Here is a 16,627-nt window from a genome sequence, read left to right as displayed (position 1 = left end):
TTGGGGCACTGGTGGCATGGTCGAGCGTGCTACCAGTGCCCCTAACCGTCTACCAGTGGGCGGTAGGGGGCGTCGCAGCCCGGCGACCCACGGAGCGCCGCCGCCCCGGATGACTGAACCCGGTGCCGCCTGCTCCGCCCAAGCCAGCAGCCACTAGTCGCACGTTTGGGGCACTAGTGGCATGGTCGACCGTGCTGCCAGTGCCCCAAACCGTCTACCAGTGGGACGTGGGCTGCGCTGCGAGTGCCGCGACAACGCTGGCTCAGGCGGCTGGTGGCCGGGGGCGCTTCACCCAGGGAGCGGCACGGTCTGCAGCGTCACGGATCCGGCGGTCCAGGTCGGCGAGTGATTCCAGGCCCCGGTTGTCGACCCGGACCACTCCGTAGCCGAGGTCGCGGATGGCGGATTCGCGCTGCTTCTCCGACAAGAGCGTCTGGACCGAGCCGCCGCCGGCGTCAGTGCGGTACTTGGTCTGGCCGTCGACCTCGATGACGACGCCGAGCTCCTCGATGAGCAGGTCGACCCGGGCGACGAACTCACCGTCGACGGTGCGGAGCACGACCTGCAGGGAGACCCGGTAGCCCAAGAGCCTGACGCACAGCCGGGCCTTGGTCTCCAGCGGAGACTCGGACAGCCCGTCGGCGGCCTCGACGACCCGGGTCATCATCCGCATCCCCGGTCGTCGGCGGAGCCGGCCCAACCACTGCCTGGCTTCCTCGATCGTGGTCAGGCCGCGGTGCAGGGCTGCGTCCAGGGCGGTGACGCCGGCGAGGAAGCCGTCGGTCTCGGCCAGTCCGAGGGCGGCCAGGACCGGCAGGACGACGGGAGGCGCGGAGGCCGGGACGACCGAGTCCTCTCCGTAGCTGCGGTGGACCGTATAGCCCTCGCGGCGCCAGCCCCGGCCGGGCCCGGTGAGGGACAGGTGCAGGCGCGTCGGCTGGTGACCCCACAGCGGGAGGCCGAGGAGCACGGCGGCGCTGCCGTGGCTGACGGCCACCTCCGCCTTCAGCGACGTCACCTGGGCCGCGGCCCGCCAGCGGTAACGCTCCTGCTCCGGGGCGGCGTCCCAGACCTCGCGGGGCAGGTAGAGCCCGCGGTGCAGCCGCACCAGGCGTCTTTGGCGGGCCAGCTCGCGCCGCTCGAAACGGGTGAGCCCGGAGCCGTCGTCGCCGGACTCCCCGACGAACCCGTCGGGTCGACGGGGCGGCTGCTCCAGTGGGTCCTGCACCCGACCAGCCTGCCGGATCGGCGTCCCGCATGGGCCGGGTCGCGCCGATCTGTGGACAACCGGCACCGTGATCAACCGGCAGCGCGTCGTGCCAGGGCCACACGGCCGTGGACCACCCAGACCGCCCGGGCAGGAGGTCAGCCCTCGGCGCGGCCCTCGCGCCAGTAGCCCATGAATGACACCGACGAGCGGTCCACCCCGAGCTCGCCGACCAGGTGGCGGCGCAGTGTCTTGATCACGCCGGCCTCCCCGGCGAACCACGCGTAGAGCTCCGGGCCGGGCGCCTGCGCGGGGGAGTCGGCGACCTCCCAGAGGATCTCGGCGTCGATGTCGACGTCCTCCGGCTCCTCGGCGCGCTCCGGGGTCGGGCCCTCGGCCGGTCCCGCGCCGACCATCGCGCCCGCGGCCCCCTGCACCGCGGGTACGAGCAGGTCGCCGTGGGGCCGACCGTCCCTGTGCAGCCAGGTGACGTGGACGCCGTCGGGGGCGGCGACGTCCCAGCGGTCGCCGTGGTCCGGCACCTCCAGGAACGCCGCCCCGGTCGTGTATGCCGGCAGCTGGCCCAGGATCGTGGTGATGGCTGGGACCGCGGTCTCGTCACCGGCGAGCAGCACGGGGCGCCCGGCCTCGGGGAAGCGGAACTCCACCCCGCCGTGCGGGCCGTCGGAGGCCGCGTTGGGACCCATCAGCACCAGCCGGTCGCCCGGCTGCATCCGGTTGGCCCAGCGGGAGGCCGGGCCGGCGTCGCCGTGCAGCACGACGTCCACGTCGACCTCGCGGGCCTCCGGGCGCACCGCCCGGGTGGTGTAGGTGCGGATCGGGTTGCGCTGCTCCTCCGGCAGCTCCCGCCACTGCAGGTACCAGCCCTCCCCGCGGGGCAGGTGGGCGAAGTCGCCGGCCTCGGTCGGCAGGACCAGCTTCATGCGGGCGTCCAGGCCCAGGTCGGCGTACTCGCCGAGGTCCTCGCCGGTGAAGGTCACCCGCAGGAAGCTCGGTGACAGCCGTTCCGACCGGCTGACGGTCACGTCGAAGAAGCGCCAGGTGGCAATGGTCTCGGTCGTGGTGGTCACGGGTGTGTCCTTTCGCTCAGGTGTCGCGGCCGCGGCTGCGCCACAGCAGGTAGATGAAGTACGGAGTGCCCAGCAGGGCGGTCCCCACGCCGGCCGGGACCTGGACGGGGGCCAGTGCCCACCGGCCCAGGGTGTCGGCCCCGGAGACGAGGATCGCGCCGAGCAGGATGGCCACCGGGATGACCCTGGAGTGCCGTGCCCCGACTAGGGCCCGGGCGGCGTGCGGGGCGACGAGACCGACGAAGGCCACGACCCCGGTTGCGACCACGGCCCCGGCGGTGAGCAGGGCCGCGGCACCGAGCAGCAGCAGCCGGGCCCGGTCGAGCGGTATGCCGAGGATCCGGGGGGTGTCCTCGTCCAGGGCCACGATGTCCAGCTCGCGCCGCAGCAGCACGGCCAGCGGGATCACCACGAGCAGGACCACGGCGACCGGGATGGTCTGCTCCATGCTGCGCCCGTAGGTCGACCCGGCCAGCCAGGTGAGGGCCAGGTTCACCTCCCAGGGGCGGGTGACCAGGATGAGGAGGCTGATCAGCGCCATCACCCCGGCCTGCATCCCGACCCCGATCAGGACCAGCCGGGTGGAGCTCAGCCCGTGCCGATGCGCCAGGGCGAAGACCAGGGCGGTCACCACGATGGCGCCGGCGACCGCCGCGGCCGACATCGGCCAGAGTCCGACGCCGGGCACGAGCAGGATCGCGGCGACCGCGCCGAAGCCCGCACCGGACGTCACCCCGAGCAGGCCGGGCTCGGCCAGCGGGTTCCGGCAGACCGCCTGCACGATGGTGCCGGCCAGCGCCAGGGCGGCCCCCGCCAGCAGCGCCGCCAGGACCCGCGGCACGCGCCGCCCCATCTCAAGGGTTACCTCCCGGCCCGAGACGTCGCCCAGCCAGTTGGCGACGTCCCCGAGCAGGATCAACCGGTCACCGAGCAGGACGGCCCCCACCCCGGCCCCGACCAGGGTGAGGACGAGGAGGGCCAGCGCCGCGGCATACGTGGTGGTGGAGCGGGGGCGACCGAGGTGGCCGGTGGCGTTGTCCAGGCCGGGGCCGCTGTCCGGCATCCGGCGGGCGAACCAGACGAGCAGGGCGGCGCCGATCACGCTGGTGACCACGCCGGTGGGCACCGCCGTGGTCTGGGCGCTGGGCACGACCACGCGCAGGAAGACGTCGGCGCCGAGGACGACGACGATCCCGACGAGCGCGGCGAACGGCAGCAGCAGGGCGTGCCGACCGAGGCCGGGGACGCGGCGGGCCACGAGCCGGGCGATCAACGGGGCGGCCAGCCCGACGAAGCCGATCGGTCCGGCGATGGTGACGGCGAGCGCCGCGAGGAGCACGGAGACCAGGATCGAGGCCACCCGGGTGCGGCGTACGGACACCCCGAGCACGGTCGCGGCGTCGTCCCCGAGGGCGAGCAGGTCCATCCGGTGGGTGATCGCCAGGGCCGCGGCCAGGCCGACCAGCAGGACGGGCAGGGCGAGGGTGAGCGTGCGGCTGCCGGACTGCACGATCGAGCCGGCGCCCCAGGCGAACAGGCCCTGCGTCTCCTGTTCGAAGAGCACCAGGAGCATCGTCACCAGCGAGTGCAGCGCCAGGGTGATCGCCGAGCCCGCGAGGATCAGCCGGCTCGGCCCGTCCGCCCCGCCGCGGGACAGGCCCAGCACCAGCACGGCCGCGGCCAGCCCGCCGGCGAAGGCGATGGTGCCCTGCAGGTAAAACGGCACGGCCACGCCGAAGACGGAGAACGCCACGATCGTCAGGTAGGCCCCGGCGTTGACCGCGAGCGTGTCGGGCGAGGCGAGCGGGTTGCGGGCCACCGACTGCAGCAGCGCCCCGGCGAAGCCGAGCGCGACGCCGACCATGATGCCGGCCAGCAGCCGCGGCACCCGGGAGGCCACGAGCACGGCCGCGGTCTGGTCCAGGGCCTCCCCGCCGGTGGCCCAGCGCCAGAGGTCGCCGGCCCCGACCGCCGCCGTGCCCTGGGTCAGGTGGACCGAGGCCAGCAGCAGGCCGAGGACGATGACGACCAGGAACACCCCGGTGACCCCGGTGACAGACAGGCGACCCCGGCCGGGCACGCCGCCCTGGCCGGGCCCGCGGCCCGCGGCCGACCCGAGGTCCTCGACCGGGGACGCGGCAGCGCCCCGACCCGTCGCGAGGACGGGGTCGGTGTCGCGGGGCGTGCCGGTCGTGGTCACGCTCAGTCGGTCAGGGAGTCCACGACGGCGTCGATGTAGGCCTCGCCGGACAGCGGCCCGCCGAACATCCAGATGCCGTCCGGGATCCGATGCACGTCACCGGCCGTGACGAACGGCAGCTGCTCCCAGATCGGGTTGTCCGCCAGGCCGTCGACGAACGGGTCGGGCTCGGAGTCGTTCGCCGCGTAGATGAACTGCACGTCCTCCAGCGCGGTGAGGCCCTCGACGTCGGTCTGGGCGAGCCCGTAGTCGGGGTCGCCGCCCTCGGTCCAGGCGTTCACCATGCCGAGCTCCTCGCCCAGGGCCCCGAAGTAGGAGCCGGGGGTGTACATCCGCACCGACACCACGCCGTTGTTGAGCCAGCCGTCGGCCATCACGAACTCCGAGCCCTCCAGGCCCGCGTCGGCGATGGCGCCGCGTCCCTCCTCCAGGCTCACGTCGAAGCTGTTCAGCGCCTCCTGCGCCTCGGCCTCCTTGCCGGTCACGGTGCCCAGCAGCTCGACCGTGGAGCGCATGTAGCCCAGCGGGTCCTCGCTGTCCGAGCCGCGCACCGCCAGCACCGGGGCGATGTCCTCGAGCTGGGTGATGACGTTCTCCGGCAGGTCGGTGACGGTGAGGATGAGGTCGGGCTCCAGCGCGGTGATGTCGGACAGGCTCGGCTCGCCGCGCATGCCCACGTCCGGGGTCTCGGGGTCGAGCTCGATCGAGGTGTCCCAGGTGTTGTAGCCATCCACGTCGGCCGCGCCGACCGGGGTCACGCCGAGCGCGAGCAGGTTCTCGGTCAGCCCCCACTCCAGGACGACCACGTCCTGCGCCGGCGCGTCCAGGGTGTGCTCGCCGCGCTCGTCGGTGAAGGTGACCGGGCTGCCGGCCGCCCCCTCGCTCTGCTCCGCGCCGTCGGAGTTCTCGGCGCCGCCGTCACCGGTGTCGGGGTCGGCCTCCTCGGTGGTGCCGCAGGCGGTGAGGGTCAGGGCGGTGACGAGCAGGAGGCTCGCGGCGGAGGTGGTGCGGGACAGGCGCATGGGCGGGTTCCTTCGGTTGTATGTCGTCGGCTGGCGGGCGACGGCAGGGGGCGGTTCGGGGTGGGTCGGGTTGTGGGGCAGGTGGGTCAGACCGCGACCGGGCGTGGCGGGCCGGCGGTGTTGGCGGCGCTGCCAACACCGCCGGCGGTCCGGTCGTGCGGTGTGGCGCGGTCGGCGTGCCGGCTGCGCGGCTCGCACACCGGCCTGGCCGTCGTCGGGTGCTGGTGGACGTCGACGCGGATGCCGTAGACCTCGCTGAGCAGGTCGGAGGTGAGCACCTCGGCCGGTGTGCCGGCGGCCCGGACCGCGCCGCGGTGCAGCAGCACGATCTCGTCCGCGACCGTCGCGGCGTGGTTCAGGTCGTGCAGCACGATGCCGATGGCGACGTCGTGGTCGGTGGCCAGGTCGCGGACCAGGTCGAGCAGGTCCATCTGGTAGCGCAGGTCCAGGTGGTTGGTCGGCTCGTCGAGCAGCAGCACCTCGGTGTCCTGGGCCAGGCAGGTGGCCAGCCAGACCCGCTGCAGCTCGCCGCCGGACAACTCGTCCACGCCCCGCTCGGCCATCTCGGTGATCCCGGTGACCTCCATCGCGTGGGCGATGGCGCGCGGTCCGTCCGGGTCGGAACTCCGGAGGCGGCCCCGGTAGGGATGCCGGCCGAACCCGACGACGTCGCGTACGGCGACCCCGCCCGGCGTGGGACGGCTCTGGGACAGCATGGTGACCCGGCGGGCGAACGCCTTGGGGTGCAACGCGTGGACGTCGTCGACGTCGTCTAGCGCCACCGTCCCCGAGTCGGGCTTGTGCAGGCGGGCCAACGAGCGCAGCACCGTGGACTTCCCCGAGCCGTTGGGTCCGATGAGGGCGGTGACCCGGCCGCGGGTGAGCCGCAGCCCGACACCGTGGACCACCTCGTTTGAGCCGTAGGCGAGGTGCAGGTCGCGACCGGAGAGCGCATACCCGTGGGGGTCGGCCCGTCGCGGCGTCTCGACGGTGGTCTCGGAAGAGTCCATAAGGCGAGGCTAACCGAAGTTAGGGCTTCCTCACCACGTGCGGGCTATGAGCGTCCTCACACTCCTCCCCGGCAGACGGGAGCAACCGCGCACCCGCGGCCGTCATACCGTCATGAAGCGCACGGCTGCCCTCGGTGTCCTGTCGATCCTGCTCCTCGCGGGCTGTGGCACTGCCGGGGGCGACCCGGGCGGAGGGGGGACCTCGGACGACGAGGGGGCGACGGGGGACGCCGGCGCGGTGGACCTCGCCGGCCGGTCGTTGGTCGCGACCGGGATCACCGAGGGGGGTGCGGCATACGAGCTGGTCGACGGCACCGAGGTGAGCCTGGACTTCGGCGACGGCGAGGTGACCGCGCGCGCCGGGTGCAACACGATGACCGGCACCTTCCAGGTGGAGGGGCAGACCCTGGCCTACACCGCCGGCGCGACGACCGAGATGGGGTGCGAGCAGGAGCTGCAGGAGCAGGACGAGTGGCTCACCGACTTCCTGCAGTCGCAGCCCGAGGTCACGGTCGACGGCGACCAGGTCGTGTTGACGTCGGGGGACACCGAGATGACATTGATGGACCGCGCTGTGGCCCACCCACCGCTGCCGGTGGAGGGGACGACCTGGACCGTCGAGTCGATCATCTCCGGGGACGCGGTCAGTAGCGCGCCGTCCGGGGCGACGGCCACGCTGACCCTGGACGGCGAGGGCAACATTGCGGTGTCGCCGGGCTGCAACACGGGTGGGGGCGACTACGAGCTCTCCGGGGACACCCTCTCCCTGGGACCGATCCGGAGCACGATGATGGCCTGCGAGGGCGCCAAGATGGACTTGGAGAACGCGGTGCTCACGGTGCTCGACGCCGGCGACCTCACGGTCGTGGTCGAGGGTGACGTGCTCACCCTGACGGCCGGCGACCAGGGCCTCCAGCTGCGCGGCGAGGAGTGACCCGCGCCGTGACGAGGGCGGTGGTTAGGGCGCCGCGAACGGCCCGTCAGGGTCGATCCGCTCCAGGATGGCCTCGCTGACGGCGCGCAGCTGGGTGAGTTGCTCCCGGGTGAGCGGGTCGATGACGTGCTCCCGGACGGCGCTCACGTGGCCCGGAGCGGCGGCCTTGACGACCTCCCAGCCGGCCTCGGTGAGTTGCGCGTTCGTGGCGCGCCTGTCCTCCGGGCACGGGGACCGGTGCACCAGGCCGCGGTCCTCGAGTTTGCGGACCACGTGGGAGAGCCGGGGCAGGGTGGCATTGGTGCGGGCGGCGAGCGAGGTCATCCGGAGTATGCCGTCGGGCGCCTCCGAGAGCATCGCGAGGGTGAAGTACTCGTAGTGGGTCAGGCCGGAGTCCCGGCGGAGCTGCGCGTCCAGCACGCCCGGGAGCAGTTCCACCACCGCCACGAACCGCACCCAGGTCTCCCGTTCGTCCTCGTCCAGCCAGCGCGTCTCCATGGACGTCATGGTATCAAAAACTTGTATCTACAACGATGTGTCTGCTATCGTTTTGATTGAAGGTACAACCAAAGACATCAACGAGGAGAATCAGATGAGCACCGTCACCATCATCGGCACCGGCAACATGGGCCAGGCCATCGCCGGGATCGTCACCAAGGGCGGCAACACCGCCGAGCTGCTGGGCAGCGGCGACGCGGACAAGCCGGTCACCGGCGAGATCGTCGTGCTGGCCGTGCCCTACCCCTCGGTCGCGCAGATCATCGCCGAGCGCGGCGAGCAGCTGGCCGGTCGCGTGGTCGTCGACATCACCAACCCGCTGAACTTCGAGACCTTCGACTCCCTGGTCGTCCCCGCCGACGGCTCCGCCGCCGCCGAGATCGCGGCCCAGCTGCCGAACTCGCGCGTGCTCAAGGCGTTCAACACCAACTTCGCCGGCACCCTGGCCAGCGGTCAGGTCGGCGGCGCCGTGCCGACCACGGTCCTGGTCGCCGGGGACGACGCGGATGCCAAGGCCGCCCTGATCGGGGTCGTCTCCGCCGGTGGCGTCAGCGCCCTCGACTCCGGTGCGCTCAGCCGGGCCCGTGAGCTGGAGAGCATCGGATTCCTCCAGCTGACCCTGGCTGCCCAGGAGAAGATCTCCTGGACCGGGGGCTTCGGCGTGGTCAACTGAACGCACGCCCCCATCCTTGCCGCACCGCGGCAGCCTGGCGCCCCCGACCGGACCTCCGGCCGGGGGCGCTGTCGTCCGAGGTGTGTTTCGTAGCGGGTGCACCTGCAGCGCGCGCCCGCCCGATCGCCCGGTAGGTCGCACGGGCATCATGGGAGGTGGTGCAGCCGCCGACGACGAGGAGCCCGCCGTGACCACGGACGAGACCCAGCCCACCGCCACGCGCCCCGGACTGCCGGACGACACGGACCTGGCCGCCCGGGCCCGGGCGGCGCTGCTGGCCTGCGGGGCCGACGAGGCCGCGCTCGCCGGTGACCAGCCGGCCCGGACCCCGATCACCGGCGGCGAGCTCGCCCGGGTGACCTGGGCGACCGCCGCCGAGGTCGACGACGCCGTGGGGCGGGCCGTGGAGGCCTTCGCGACCTGGCGGACCACGCCGGCTCCCGTGCGCGGCGCCCTGGTGAAGCGGCTGGGTGAGCTGCTCGCCGAGCACAAGGACGACCTGGCGGTCCTGGTCAGCCTGGAGGCGGGCAAGACCACCTCGGAGGCCCGCGGCGAGGTGCAGGAGATGATCGACATCTGCGACCTCGCGGTCGGGATGTCCCGCCAGCTCTACGGCCGCACGATGCCCTCGGAGCGCCCCGGGCACCGGTTGATGGAGACCTGGCACCCGCTCGGCGTCGTCGGGGTGATCTCGGCCTTCAACTTCCCGGTCGCGGTCTGGTCGTGGAACACCGCGGTCGCCCTGGTCTGCGGGGACCCAGTCATCTGGAAGCCGTCCGAGGCCACGCCGCTGTCCTCCCTGGGCGCCGCCGCGCTGCTGGACCGGGCGATCGCCGACACCGGGGCACCGCAGCACGTCAGCCAGCTGCTGCTCGGTGGTCGCGACGTCGGCGAGGCCCTCGTCGACCACCCGGACGTGGCGCTGCTGTCCGCCACCGGCTCCACCCGGATGGGCCGCGAGGTGGCGCCCCGGGTGGCCGGCCGGTTCGGCCGCTACCTGCTCGAGCTCGGCGGCAACAACGCCGCCATCGTGGCGCCCTCGGCGGACCTGGACCTGGCGGTGCGCGGCATCGTCTTCGCCGCGGCCGGGACCGCCGGCCAGCGCTGCACCACGATGCGCCGCGTCATCGCGCACAGCTCCGTGGTCGACGAGCTGGTGGAGCGGGTCGCCGCGGCCTACCGCACGCTCGCGATCGGCGACCCGACCACCGACGGGGTCCTCGTGGGACCGCTCATCGGCGCCCCGGCATACGAGACCATGACGGCCGCCCTCACCGCCGCGACCGAGCAGGGCGGGCAGATCGTATGCGGTGGCACGCGCGTGCTGGAGGACCTCGCCCCCGACGCGTACTACGTGGAGCCGGCCGTGGTCCGGATGCCGGGGCAGACCGCGATCGTGCGGCAGGAGACCTTCGCGCCGATCGTCTACGTGCTGGCCTACGAGGAGCTCGACGAGGCGATCGCGCTGCACAACGCGGTCCCGCACGGGCTGAGCTCGAGCATCTTCACCGCGGACCAGGCCGAGGCCGAGCGGTTCCTGGCCGCCGACGGATCCGACTGCGGCATCAGCAACGTCAACATCGGGACCTCCGGCGCCGAGATCGGCGGCGCGTTCGGCGGTGAGAAGGAGACCGGTGGCGGGCGCGAGTCGGGGTCCGACGCGTGGAAGGCCTACATGCGGCGGGCCACCAACACGGTGAACTACTCCGGGGAGCTGCCCCTGGCGCAGGGCGTCGAATTCGCGTGAGCCCCGCCGCGCACGAGGTCCTCGACGCCCACGCCCGGGAGCGGCTCGCGGGTCTGGCGACCGGCCCGGTCGACCTCCCGGCGGAGCTCCCGGACCGGCTCGCGGCGGAGGACGCGCTGGGGCTGTTCGACTCCCAGCTGGCCAGCCGGCACCTGGACCTGGCCGCCCGGTGGCTGCGGGCCCGCGGACGGGGCTACTACACGATCGGCTCCTCGGGGCACGAGGGCAACGCCGCCGTGGCCGCGGCGCTGCGGGCGGACGACCCGGCGCTGCTGCACTACCGGTCCGGGGCGTTCTACCTGGAGCGGGCCCGGCGGGCGGCCGCGGCCGGGCTGGAGGTCGGCGGCGGACCGATCGACGGGGTGCGCGACGTCGCGCTCGGCCTGGTCGCGGCGACCGACGAGCCGATCTCCGGCGGGCGGCACAAGGTCTTCGGCCGGCACGAGCTCGCCGTTATCCCGCAGACCTCGACCATCGCCTCGCACCTGCCGCGCACCGTGGGGGTCGCCTTCGCGATCGGCCGTGCCGCCCGGCTGGGAGTCGACTGCCCCTGGCCCGCCGACGCGGTCGCCGTGTGCAGCCAGGGCGACGCCTCGGTCAACCACTCCACCGCGACCGGGGCAATCAACGCGGCGGTGCAGGTCGGCTACCGCGGGTTGCCGATGCCGCTGCTCATCGTCTGCGAGGACAACGGCCTGGGGATCAGCGTGCCGACGCCCGAGGGCTGGGTGGCGCACGCCTTCGCCGACCGCCCGGGCCTGCGCTACTTCGCCGCGGACGGTTCGGACCTGGCGCAGACCTGGACGGTCGCGCGGGACGCTGCGGCGTTCGTCCGCGAGCAGCGTCGCCCCGCCTTCCTGCACCTGCGCACGGTCCGGCTGATGGGCCACGCCGGCACCGACCTGGAGTCCGCCTACCGCCGCCCGGCGCAGCTCCAGGCCGACCTGGCGCGCGACCCGTTGCTGGGCACGGCGCGACTTCTGGTCGGCGCCGGGGTGCTGTCGCCGGCGCAGGCCCTGGAGCGCTACGAGGCGACCGGTGAGCGGGTGCGTGCCACGTTGCTGGAGGCGACCGACCGGCCGGAGCTCGCGACCGCCGAGGCGGTCATGGCGCCGCTGGCCCCCCGCCGCCCGGACGCCGTCGCCGCAGAGGTCGCCCGGATGGCCGAGCGCGTCGCTGCTGGTCAGGGCGCCGCAGCAGACCAGGACACCCCGTCGCTCACCCTCGCCCAGACCATCAACCGCTGCCTGCGGGACGTGCTGACGGCATACGGCACCGCCCTGGTGTTCGGGGAGGACGTCGGCGCCAAGGGCGGCGTCTACGGGGTGACCAAGGGGTTGGCGAAGAAGTTCGGGACGGCCCGCGTCTTCGACACCCTGCTCGACGAGCAGACGATCCTCGGGCTGGCGCTCGGCGCGGGCGTGAGCGGGCTGCTGCCGATCCCGGAGGTCCAGTACCTCGCCTACCTGCACAACGCCGAGGACCAGCTGCGCGGCGAGGCGGCGACGCTGCCGTTCTTCTCCGCGGGGCAGTACCGCAACCCGATGGTCGTGCGGGTCGCGGGCTACGGCTACCAGAAGGGATTCGGCGGGCACTTCCACAACGACAACGCCGTCGGGGTGCTACGCGACGTGCCGGGACTGGTCATCGCCTCCCCCGCGCGCCCGGACGACGCCGCGGCGATGCTGCGCAGCTGCGTGGCTGCCGCACGGGTGGACGGCTCGGTGAGCGTGTTCCTGGAGCCGATCGCGCTCTACCACTCCACCGACCTGTATGCCGGGGGAGACGGTGCCTGGACCTGCCCCTGGGTGGGTCCGGCCGGGTGGGCGGAGGGGCATGTGCCGATCGGGCGGGGCCGGGTGCATGGCGAGGGGTCGGACCTGACGATCGTGACCTTCGGCAACGGGGTGCCGATGGGCCTGCGCGTGGCCAAGCGGCTGGCCGCTGACGGAGTCGGCGTGCGCGTGCTGGACCTGCGCTGGCTCGCGCCGCTGCCGGTCGAGGACCTGGTCGCGGCGGCCACCGCCACCGGCCGCGTCCTGGTCGTCGACGAGACCCGGGCCACCGGCGGGGTCTCCGAGGGAGTGTTCGCGGCGCTGGTCGATGCCGGCTACTCCGGGCGTCTGGCGCGGGTCGCGGCGAAGGACAGCTTCATCCCGCTCGGCGACGCCGCCAACCTGGTGCTGGTGAGCGAGGGCGAGGTCGATGTGGCGGCTCGGGCGCTGCTGGCTCGGTGAGGCTGTGGCGTCTCGCGTCCGCCACGACCGGACGCGGCCCGACTGGTGGCCGGTCCGTCCTACTCGGCACCGCTGTCGGGGCGGGTAGCAATCGACCACACCGGCTACCAGTGAGGTCAGACCCTCCGACGCCGACGCGAGGGGTCGGCCCCCCGTGCTGCCGCGAGGATCCGCGCCCTGATGCGCTCTGGCCGGCTCAGGTCGGGGTGGTCGAGCCGGACCAACCCGTAGCCGAGGTCGCGGATGCCTGACTCCCGGCGTTTCTCGGAGAGGAAGGTGTCGACCGAGGCGGTGCCGTCCGGGTTCTGGTACTTGATCCGGCCGTCGACCTCGATGACGACGCCGAGCTCCTCGATGAGCATGTCGACGCGGGCCACGAACTCGCCATGCTCGGTGCGTAGCACCACCTGCAGGGTCACCCGGAAGCCCAGCGCCTCGACCACCAGGCGCGCCTGGCTCTCCAGCGGGGACTCGGAGCCGCCGTTCGCCGCCGCCACCACTCTGCTCATCAGGCGGATGCCTGGTCTCCGCTCCATAGCGGCCAGGAGCGCGTGGCACTCCTCCGGGGTCGCGACCTCCGCGTGCAGTGCCGCGTCGAGCGTGACCACACCGGCCACGAATCCCTGGAGCGCCGCCACCCCGAGGGCGGCGACGGCCGGGGTGACGACGAGCGGATCACTCTCTGGTTGGAGCCACCGCTCGGTGCCGGGATAGGCCCTGTGCAGGGAGTAGCCCTGCCGGCTGCGGCCTCGCCCCGGCCCGAGTCGGCAGACGTGGACGCGAGCGCCGGGGCGCCGCAGCAGGGGCAGGCCGTGCACGGCCGCAGCCGACGTGTGGCTGAGGGCGACCTGCTCGCTCAACACCAGGGTGAGCGCCGTGGCCCGAAGGGCGTGCTGCTGCTCCGGGGTGGTGCAGGACTCCCACCGGGCTCGGCTCGTCATGGTGCCGTCCACGAGACGCACCAAGTGTCCCCGGGCGACCAGTGAGGTGATGTCGTGCTTGCTGGCGCCGGCACGACGGGCGTCCGCAAGGGTGAGCACGTCGTGATGGGCACCGGCGAGCAGTTGCTGGGCGAACAGCGCGGCGTCATCCATGGCTGACAGCCTGGGGCGTCCGCGCCGGCCTCGGGGCGGATCGGACGAATCTGTGGATAACTTCGGCCTCTCCACAGCCTCCACCCTCAACTCGTGCCCGGTGTGGCTGACCCGTGCCCGCCGTCACGGCGGGGACGAGTCGGACACAGCGGGTACCAGTGGCACGCGGACGGGATGTGCGCTCCAGGACTCGGTGCGTCGACGGGCGGCGTGCCCGCTACTGACCCGCGGCAGCCAGGATCTGTGCCCAGGTGACCCGCCGGGGGGCGCCGGCGCGGTCGGGGGTGGCCAGCGCACCGATGGCCTGGGCGCGTTCGGTGCGGCCGAGCTCGTCGCCGAAGCGGTCGACCACCAGCACCGCACGGGGTCGGGCCAGGCCGCCCATCACCTCGCGCACCGCCTCCATCAGCTCGATGGCCACGGCGTCCAGGTCGGGGTCGGGACCGGCCTCCTCGGTCAGGGCGACGGCCGCGACCAGGGAGCGCCCGAGCTCGGGGTCCTTGCGCCAGGTGACCTCGGCCTGGAGCACGTAGGGGTGCTCGGCCAGGACCTCCCGCACCTCGCGCAGCGAGACCAGCTGGCCGGAGATGGAGACCACGTCGTCGGTGCGGCCGAGGAAGCTGACCCGCCCGTCGGGGTGGCGGACCGCCAGGTCGCCGGTGGCGTAGCTGCCCGGGTGGCGGGTCCAGTGTGACTCGGCGACGGCCGCCTGCGAGCCCTCGACGCCGACCATCGTCCCGGCCCACGGCAGGCGGAGCACGACCTCACCGATCTCGCCGTCGGGGACGGCCGCGCCGTCCTGGTCGACGATGTCCAGCCCGCAGTCCGGCAGCAGGGCCCCGTCCGTCGCATCGGAGAGCCCGGTCACCCGCACGATGCCGCCGAGCTCCAGTTGCCCCCAGGCATCGGCGACCTCCAGGTCGTCGGACCCGAAGGCGTCGGACAGCCAGGCGGCCAGGTCCTCCTCGACCGGCTCGCCGGCGGTGGCGACCCGCCGCAGCGAGGGCAGCGCGGAGACCTCCGGCAGCTCGCGCGCCCAACCGCGCACGGTGCGCACGACCGAGGGGCTGGTCACCATCGTCTCGACCCGGTAGCGGGCGATGATGTCCCACGCCCGGGTGTGGGTGGGCACGTCGAGCGTGCCCTCGTACATGACCGCCGTGTCGCCGAACGCCATCGGCCCGTAGATCCCGTGGATCTGGGTCACCGCCCACGCGATGTCGCCCGCGCACCAGAAGACGCCGCCGGTTCGCAGCCGGCGGTGCACCGCCAGCGCCCCGGCCAGCATCGTCGCGGTGCCGTGCACGATCGAGACGGGGTGGCCGCCCTTGTTGGCCAGCGGGATCGTCGCGATCGGGTGGTCGGCCGGCAGTGACACCGGCGCGGCCGGGTCACCGCTGCGCCCGCCCGAGGTGGTGGCGGCCCCCGAGCCGGGCCGGGCGGCGGCGACCAGGTCGTGGTACCACCGGTCGCCCTCGAACCACGCCACGTCCATGCCGGTCCGCCGCACCACAATGGTGTGCTCGACCGAGCCGCCGGCCAGCAGCGCCTCGTCGGCCCGGGCCTTCAGCGGCAGCACGGTGCCGTGGCGCCACGCCCCGTCCTGGGTGAACAGCACCTTCAGGTCCAGCAGCTCCAGCCGGTCGGCCAGCGGCTCGACCGGCAGCGGCGCCGGCAGCACGGTGTGGATCGCCCCGATCCGGGCGCAGGCCAGCATCGCCACGACGGTCTCGGGCAGCCACCCCAGGTGCAGGCCCACCCGGTCGCCGGGCCCGACGCCCATCCCGCGCAGCGCCCGGGCGAGCGCGCACACCTGGTCGTGCACCTCGGCATACGTCATGGAGCGGTGGTCCCCGGGCTCACCCTCCCAGTGCAGCGCCACCTGGTCGCCGCGGTCGGGCAGGTGCCGGTCCAGACAGTTGACGGAGAGGTTGAGCGCGCCGCCGGCGAACCAGGTGCCCGAGCGCGGGCCGGGTCGCCAGAGGTCGTCGTATGCCGTGTCGAAGTTGATCAGGTCGGCGACGGCGGCCCAGTCGGCCGGGGGAGCGGTGTGCAGCGACTCAGGCATGGCCCAGGGTCCTCCCAGCGGCGCGGGCGGCCCGGCCCAGGTGCGCGGCGACCCGGCCGACCCGCTCGGTGTCGAGGACGTCGTCGACGTTGGCCGCCAGGGCCGCGACCGCGGTGCCCTGCCCGTCGACCAGGGCCACGGCGACCTCGGCGGGCAGCGTCGGGTCGTCCGGCTCGAGGGCCAGGTGGTCGGCGGCGGCCCACTCCTCGCGCGCGCCGTCCGCCTCCGCCGCCTCGCGGTCCACCGGCTCGGCCCGGTCCAGGGCGCGCTGCCAGCCGTTGTCGCCGGCCCGGGCCGCGAGCAGCCGGCCGCCGGCGCAGGAGAGGGCGGGGCCCACCCGGTGGGTGTCCCGGTAGGGGCCGCGGTCCGTGCCGTCCACCCGGTCGACGTAGACGACCTCGCCGTGCACGAGGGTCTCCACGTGCACGGTGCTGCCGAGCTGGTCGCGCAGCTGGGACAGGTAGGGGCCGAGCGCGCCGAGCAGCGGCAGGCGGGACAGGTAGTGGTTGGACAGCCGGGTCAGCTCGGGCCCCAGCCCGTACCGCGAGGAGCGCGGGTCCTGCACCACCAGGTCGGCCAGCACCAGCGAGCGCAGCAGCCGGTGGACCGTCGGGATCGACATGTGGGAGCGCTCGGCCAGGTCGGTGAGCTGTTGGTATGCCGGACCCTCGCCGAGCAGCTCCAACAGCCGCACCGCGTTGCGTACCGTCCCCAGGCCCCCGCGTCCCCCGCTGGGGCCGGGCTCGGCGATCTCGTTCGTCGTCATTGGCCACGGCCTCCTCTCGCCGCCCCCATAGTGCACCATGACTTCCAACAGCCGATAGACCCCTGCAATGTTCGAGATAA

At 73.6% G+C, this 16,627-nt stretch carries 13 protein-coding genes; 4 read left to right on the top strand and 9 right to left on the bottom strand.

Annotated elements, in window-relative coordinates:
- Positions 1-262 precede the first annotated feature (262 nt).
- From FB467_RS00540 to FB467_RS00520, 5 genes are all read right to left on the bottom strand, one after another.
- Positions 263-1,228 carry a hypothetical protein gene (locus tag FB467_RS00540; RefSeq protein WP_141783351.1) on the bottom strand — a complete coding sequence of 322 codons (966 nt, stop codon included), beginning with the start codon at positions 1,226-1,228 and terminating at the stop codon, positions 263-265.
- A 137-nt stretch (positions 1,229-1,365) separates the two neighbouring features.
- Positions 1,366-2,298 (bottom strand): siderophore-interacting protein, encoded by a 933-nt coding sequence (locus tag FB467_RS00535; RefSeq protein WP_141783350.1) that lies wholly within the window; start codon positions 2,296-2,298, stop codon positions 1,366-1,368.
- A 16-nt stretch (positions 2,299-2,314) separates the two neighbouring features.
- Positions 2,315-4,498, bottom strand: a complete 2,184-nt coding sequence (locus FB467_RS00530) for an iron ABC transporter permease (protein ID WP_244932723.1) — start codon at positions 4,496-4,498, stop codon at positions 2,315-2,317.
- A 2-nt stretch (positions 4,499-4,500) separates the two neighbouring features.
- Positions 4,501-5,520, bottom strand: a complete 1,020-nt coding sequence (locus FB467_RS00525) for an ABC transporter substrate-binding protein (protein WP_141783349.1) — start codon at positions 5,518-5,520, stop codon at positions 4,501-4,503.
- Between the two features lie 86 nt (positions 5,521-5,606).
- Positions 5,607-6,530: an ABC transporter ATP-binding protein gene (locus FB467_RS00520; protein ID WP_141783348.1), complete on the bottom strand. Its 924-nt coding sequence runs from the start codon at positions 6,528-6,530 to the stop codon at positions 5,607-5,609.
- Between the two features lie 112 nt (positions 6,531-6,642).
- Between FB467_RS00520 and FB467_RS00515 the strand changes: the two genes are divergently transcribed.
- A complete protein-coding gene (locus FB467_RS00515) occupies positions 6,643-7,464 on the top strand; it encodes an META domain-containing protein (protein WP_170230496.1) in 822 nt (273 codons plus the stop codon).
- A 24-nt stretch (positions 7,465-7,488) separates the two neighbouring features.
- Here the strand turns inward: FB467_RS00515 and FB467_RS00510 are convergent, their stop codons facing one another.
- The gene (locus FB467_RS00510) at positions 7,489-7,962 is read right to left on the bottom strand and encodes a MarR family winged helix-turn-helix transcriptional regulator (protein WP_141783346.1); all 474 of its coding nucleotides are present in this window, start codon (positions 7,960-7,962) and stop codon (positions 7,489-7,491) included.
- Positions 7,963-8,056: 94 nt separating this feature from the next.
- On the opposite strand from FB467_RS00510, the gene FB467_RS00505 reads away from it, so the two are divergent.
- From FB467_RS00505 to FB467_RS00495, 3 genes are all read left to right on the top strand, one after another.
- Entirely contained in the window at positions 8,057-8,635 is a 579-nt protein-coding gene (locus FB467_RS00505) for an NADPH-dependent F420 reductase (RefSeq protein WP_141783345.1), read from the top strand.
- Positions 8,636-8,822: 187 nt separating this feature from the next.
- Positions 8,823-10,382: an L-piperidine-6-carboxylate dehydrogenase gene (amaB, locus tag FB467_RS00500; protein WP_244932722.1), complete on the top strand. Its 1,560-nt coding sequence runs from the start codon at positions 8,823-8,825 to the stop codon at positions 10,380-10,382.
- The gene (locus FB467_RS00495) at positions 10,379-12,619 is read left to right on the top strand and encodes a transketolase C-terminal domain-containing protein (RefSeq protein WP_244932721.1); all 2,241 of its coding nucleotides are present in this window, start codon (positions 10,379-10,381) and stop codon (positions 12,617-12,619) included. Before amaB ends, FB467_RS00495 begins: the two co-directional genes overlap by 4 nt.
- Before the next feature lie 116 nt (positions 12,620-12,735).
- Here the strand turns inward: FB467_RS00495 and FB467_RS00490 are convergent, their stop codons facing one another.
- The 3 genes from FB467_RS00490 to FB467_RS00480 all read right to left on the bottom strand — a co-directional run bounded on the left by FB467_RS00490 (position 12,736) and on the right by FB467_RS00480 (position 16,547).
- Entirely contained in the window at positions 12,736-13,713 is a 978-nt protein-coding gene (locus FB467_RS00490) for a type IV toxin-antitoxin system AbiEi family antitoxin domain-containing protein (RefSeq protein WP_141783343.1), read from the bottom strand.
- A gap of 217 nt (positions 13,714-13,930) precedes the next feature.
- Positions 13,931-15,781 (bottom strand): AMP-binding protein, encoded by a 1,851-nt coding sequence (locus tag FB467_RS00485; RefSeq protein ID WP_141783342.1) that lies wholly within the window; start codon positions 15,779-15,781, stop codon positions 13,931-13,933.
- Complete coding sequence (locus FB467_RS00480) at positions 15,774-16,547, bottom strand: IclR family transcriptional regulator (protein ID WP_170230494.1); 774 nt, start codon at positions 16,545-16,547, stop codon at positions 15,774-15,776. The genes FB467_RS00485 and FB467_RS00480 overlap by 8 nt, the downstream gene beginning before the upstream one ends.
- Positions 16,548-16,627: the final 80 nt, after the last annotated feature.

The sequence above is a fragment of the Ornithinicoccus hortensis genome, assembly GCF_006716185.1.
Lineage (GTDB): Bacteria > Actinomycetota > Actinomycetes > Actinomycetales > Dermatophilaceae > Ornithinicoccus > Ornithinicoccus hortensis.
Note: the sequence above shows the minus strand (reverse complement) of the source record. Positions and strands in the feature narration are given on the sequence as shown.

Coding starts and splice junctions, on each gene's coding strand:
- FB467_RS00505 (WP_141783345.1), top strand. CDS start 8,057: ATGAGCACCGTCACCATCATCGGCACCGGCAACATGGGCCAGGCCATC.
- FB467_RS00520 (WP_141783348.1), bottom strand. CDS start 6,530: ATGGACTCTTCCGAGACCACCGTCGAGACGCCGCGACGGGCCGACCCC.
- FB467_RS00510 (WP_141783346.1), bottom strand. CDS start 7,962: ATGGAGACGCGCTGGCTGGACGAGGACGAACGGGAGACCTGGGTGCGG.
- FB467_RS00515 (WP_170230496.1), top strand. CDS start 6,643: ATGAAGCGCACGGCTGCCCTCGGTGTCCTGTCGATCCTGCTCCTCGCG.
- FB467_RS00480 (WP_170230494.1), bottom strand. CDS start 16,547: ATGACGACGAACGAGATCGCCGAGCCCGGCCCCAGCGGGGGACGCGGG.
- FB467_RS00490 (WP_141783343.1), bottom strand. CDS start 13,713: ATGGATGACGCCGCGCTGTTCGCCCAGCAACTGCTCGCCGGTGCCCAT.
- FB467_RS00525 (WP_141783349.1), bottom strand. CDS start 5,520: ATGCGCCTGTCCCGCACCACCTCCGCCGCGAGCCTCCTGCTCGTCACC.
- FB467_RS00485 (WP_141783342.1), bottom strand. CDS start 15,781: ATGCCTGAGTCGCTGCACACCGCTCCCCCGGCCGACTGGGCCGCCGTC.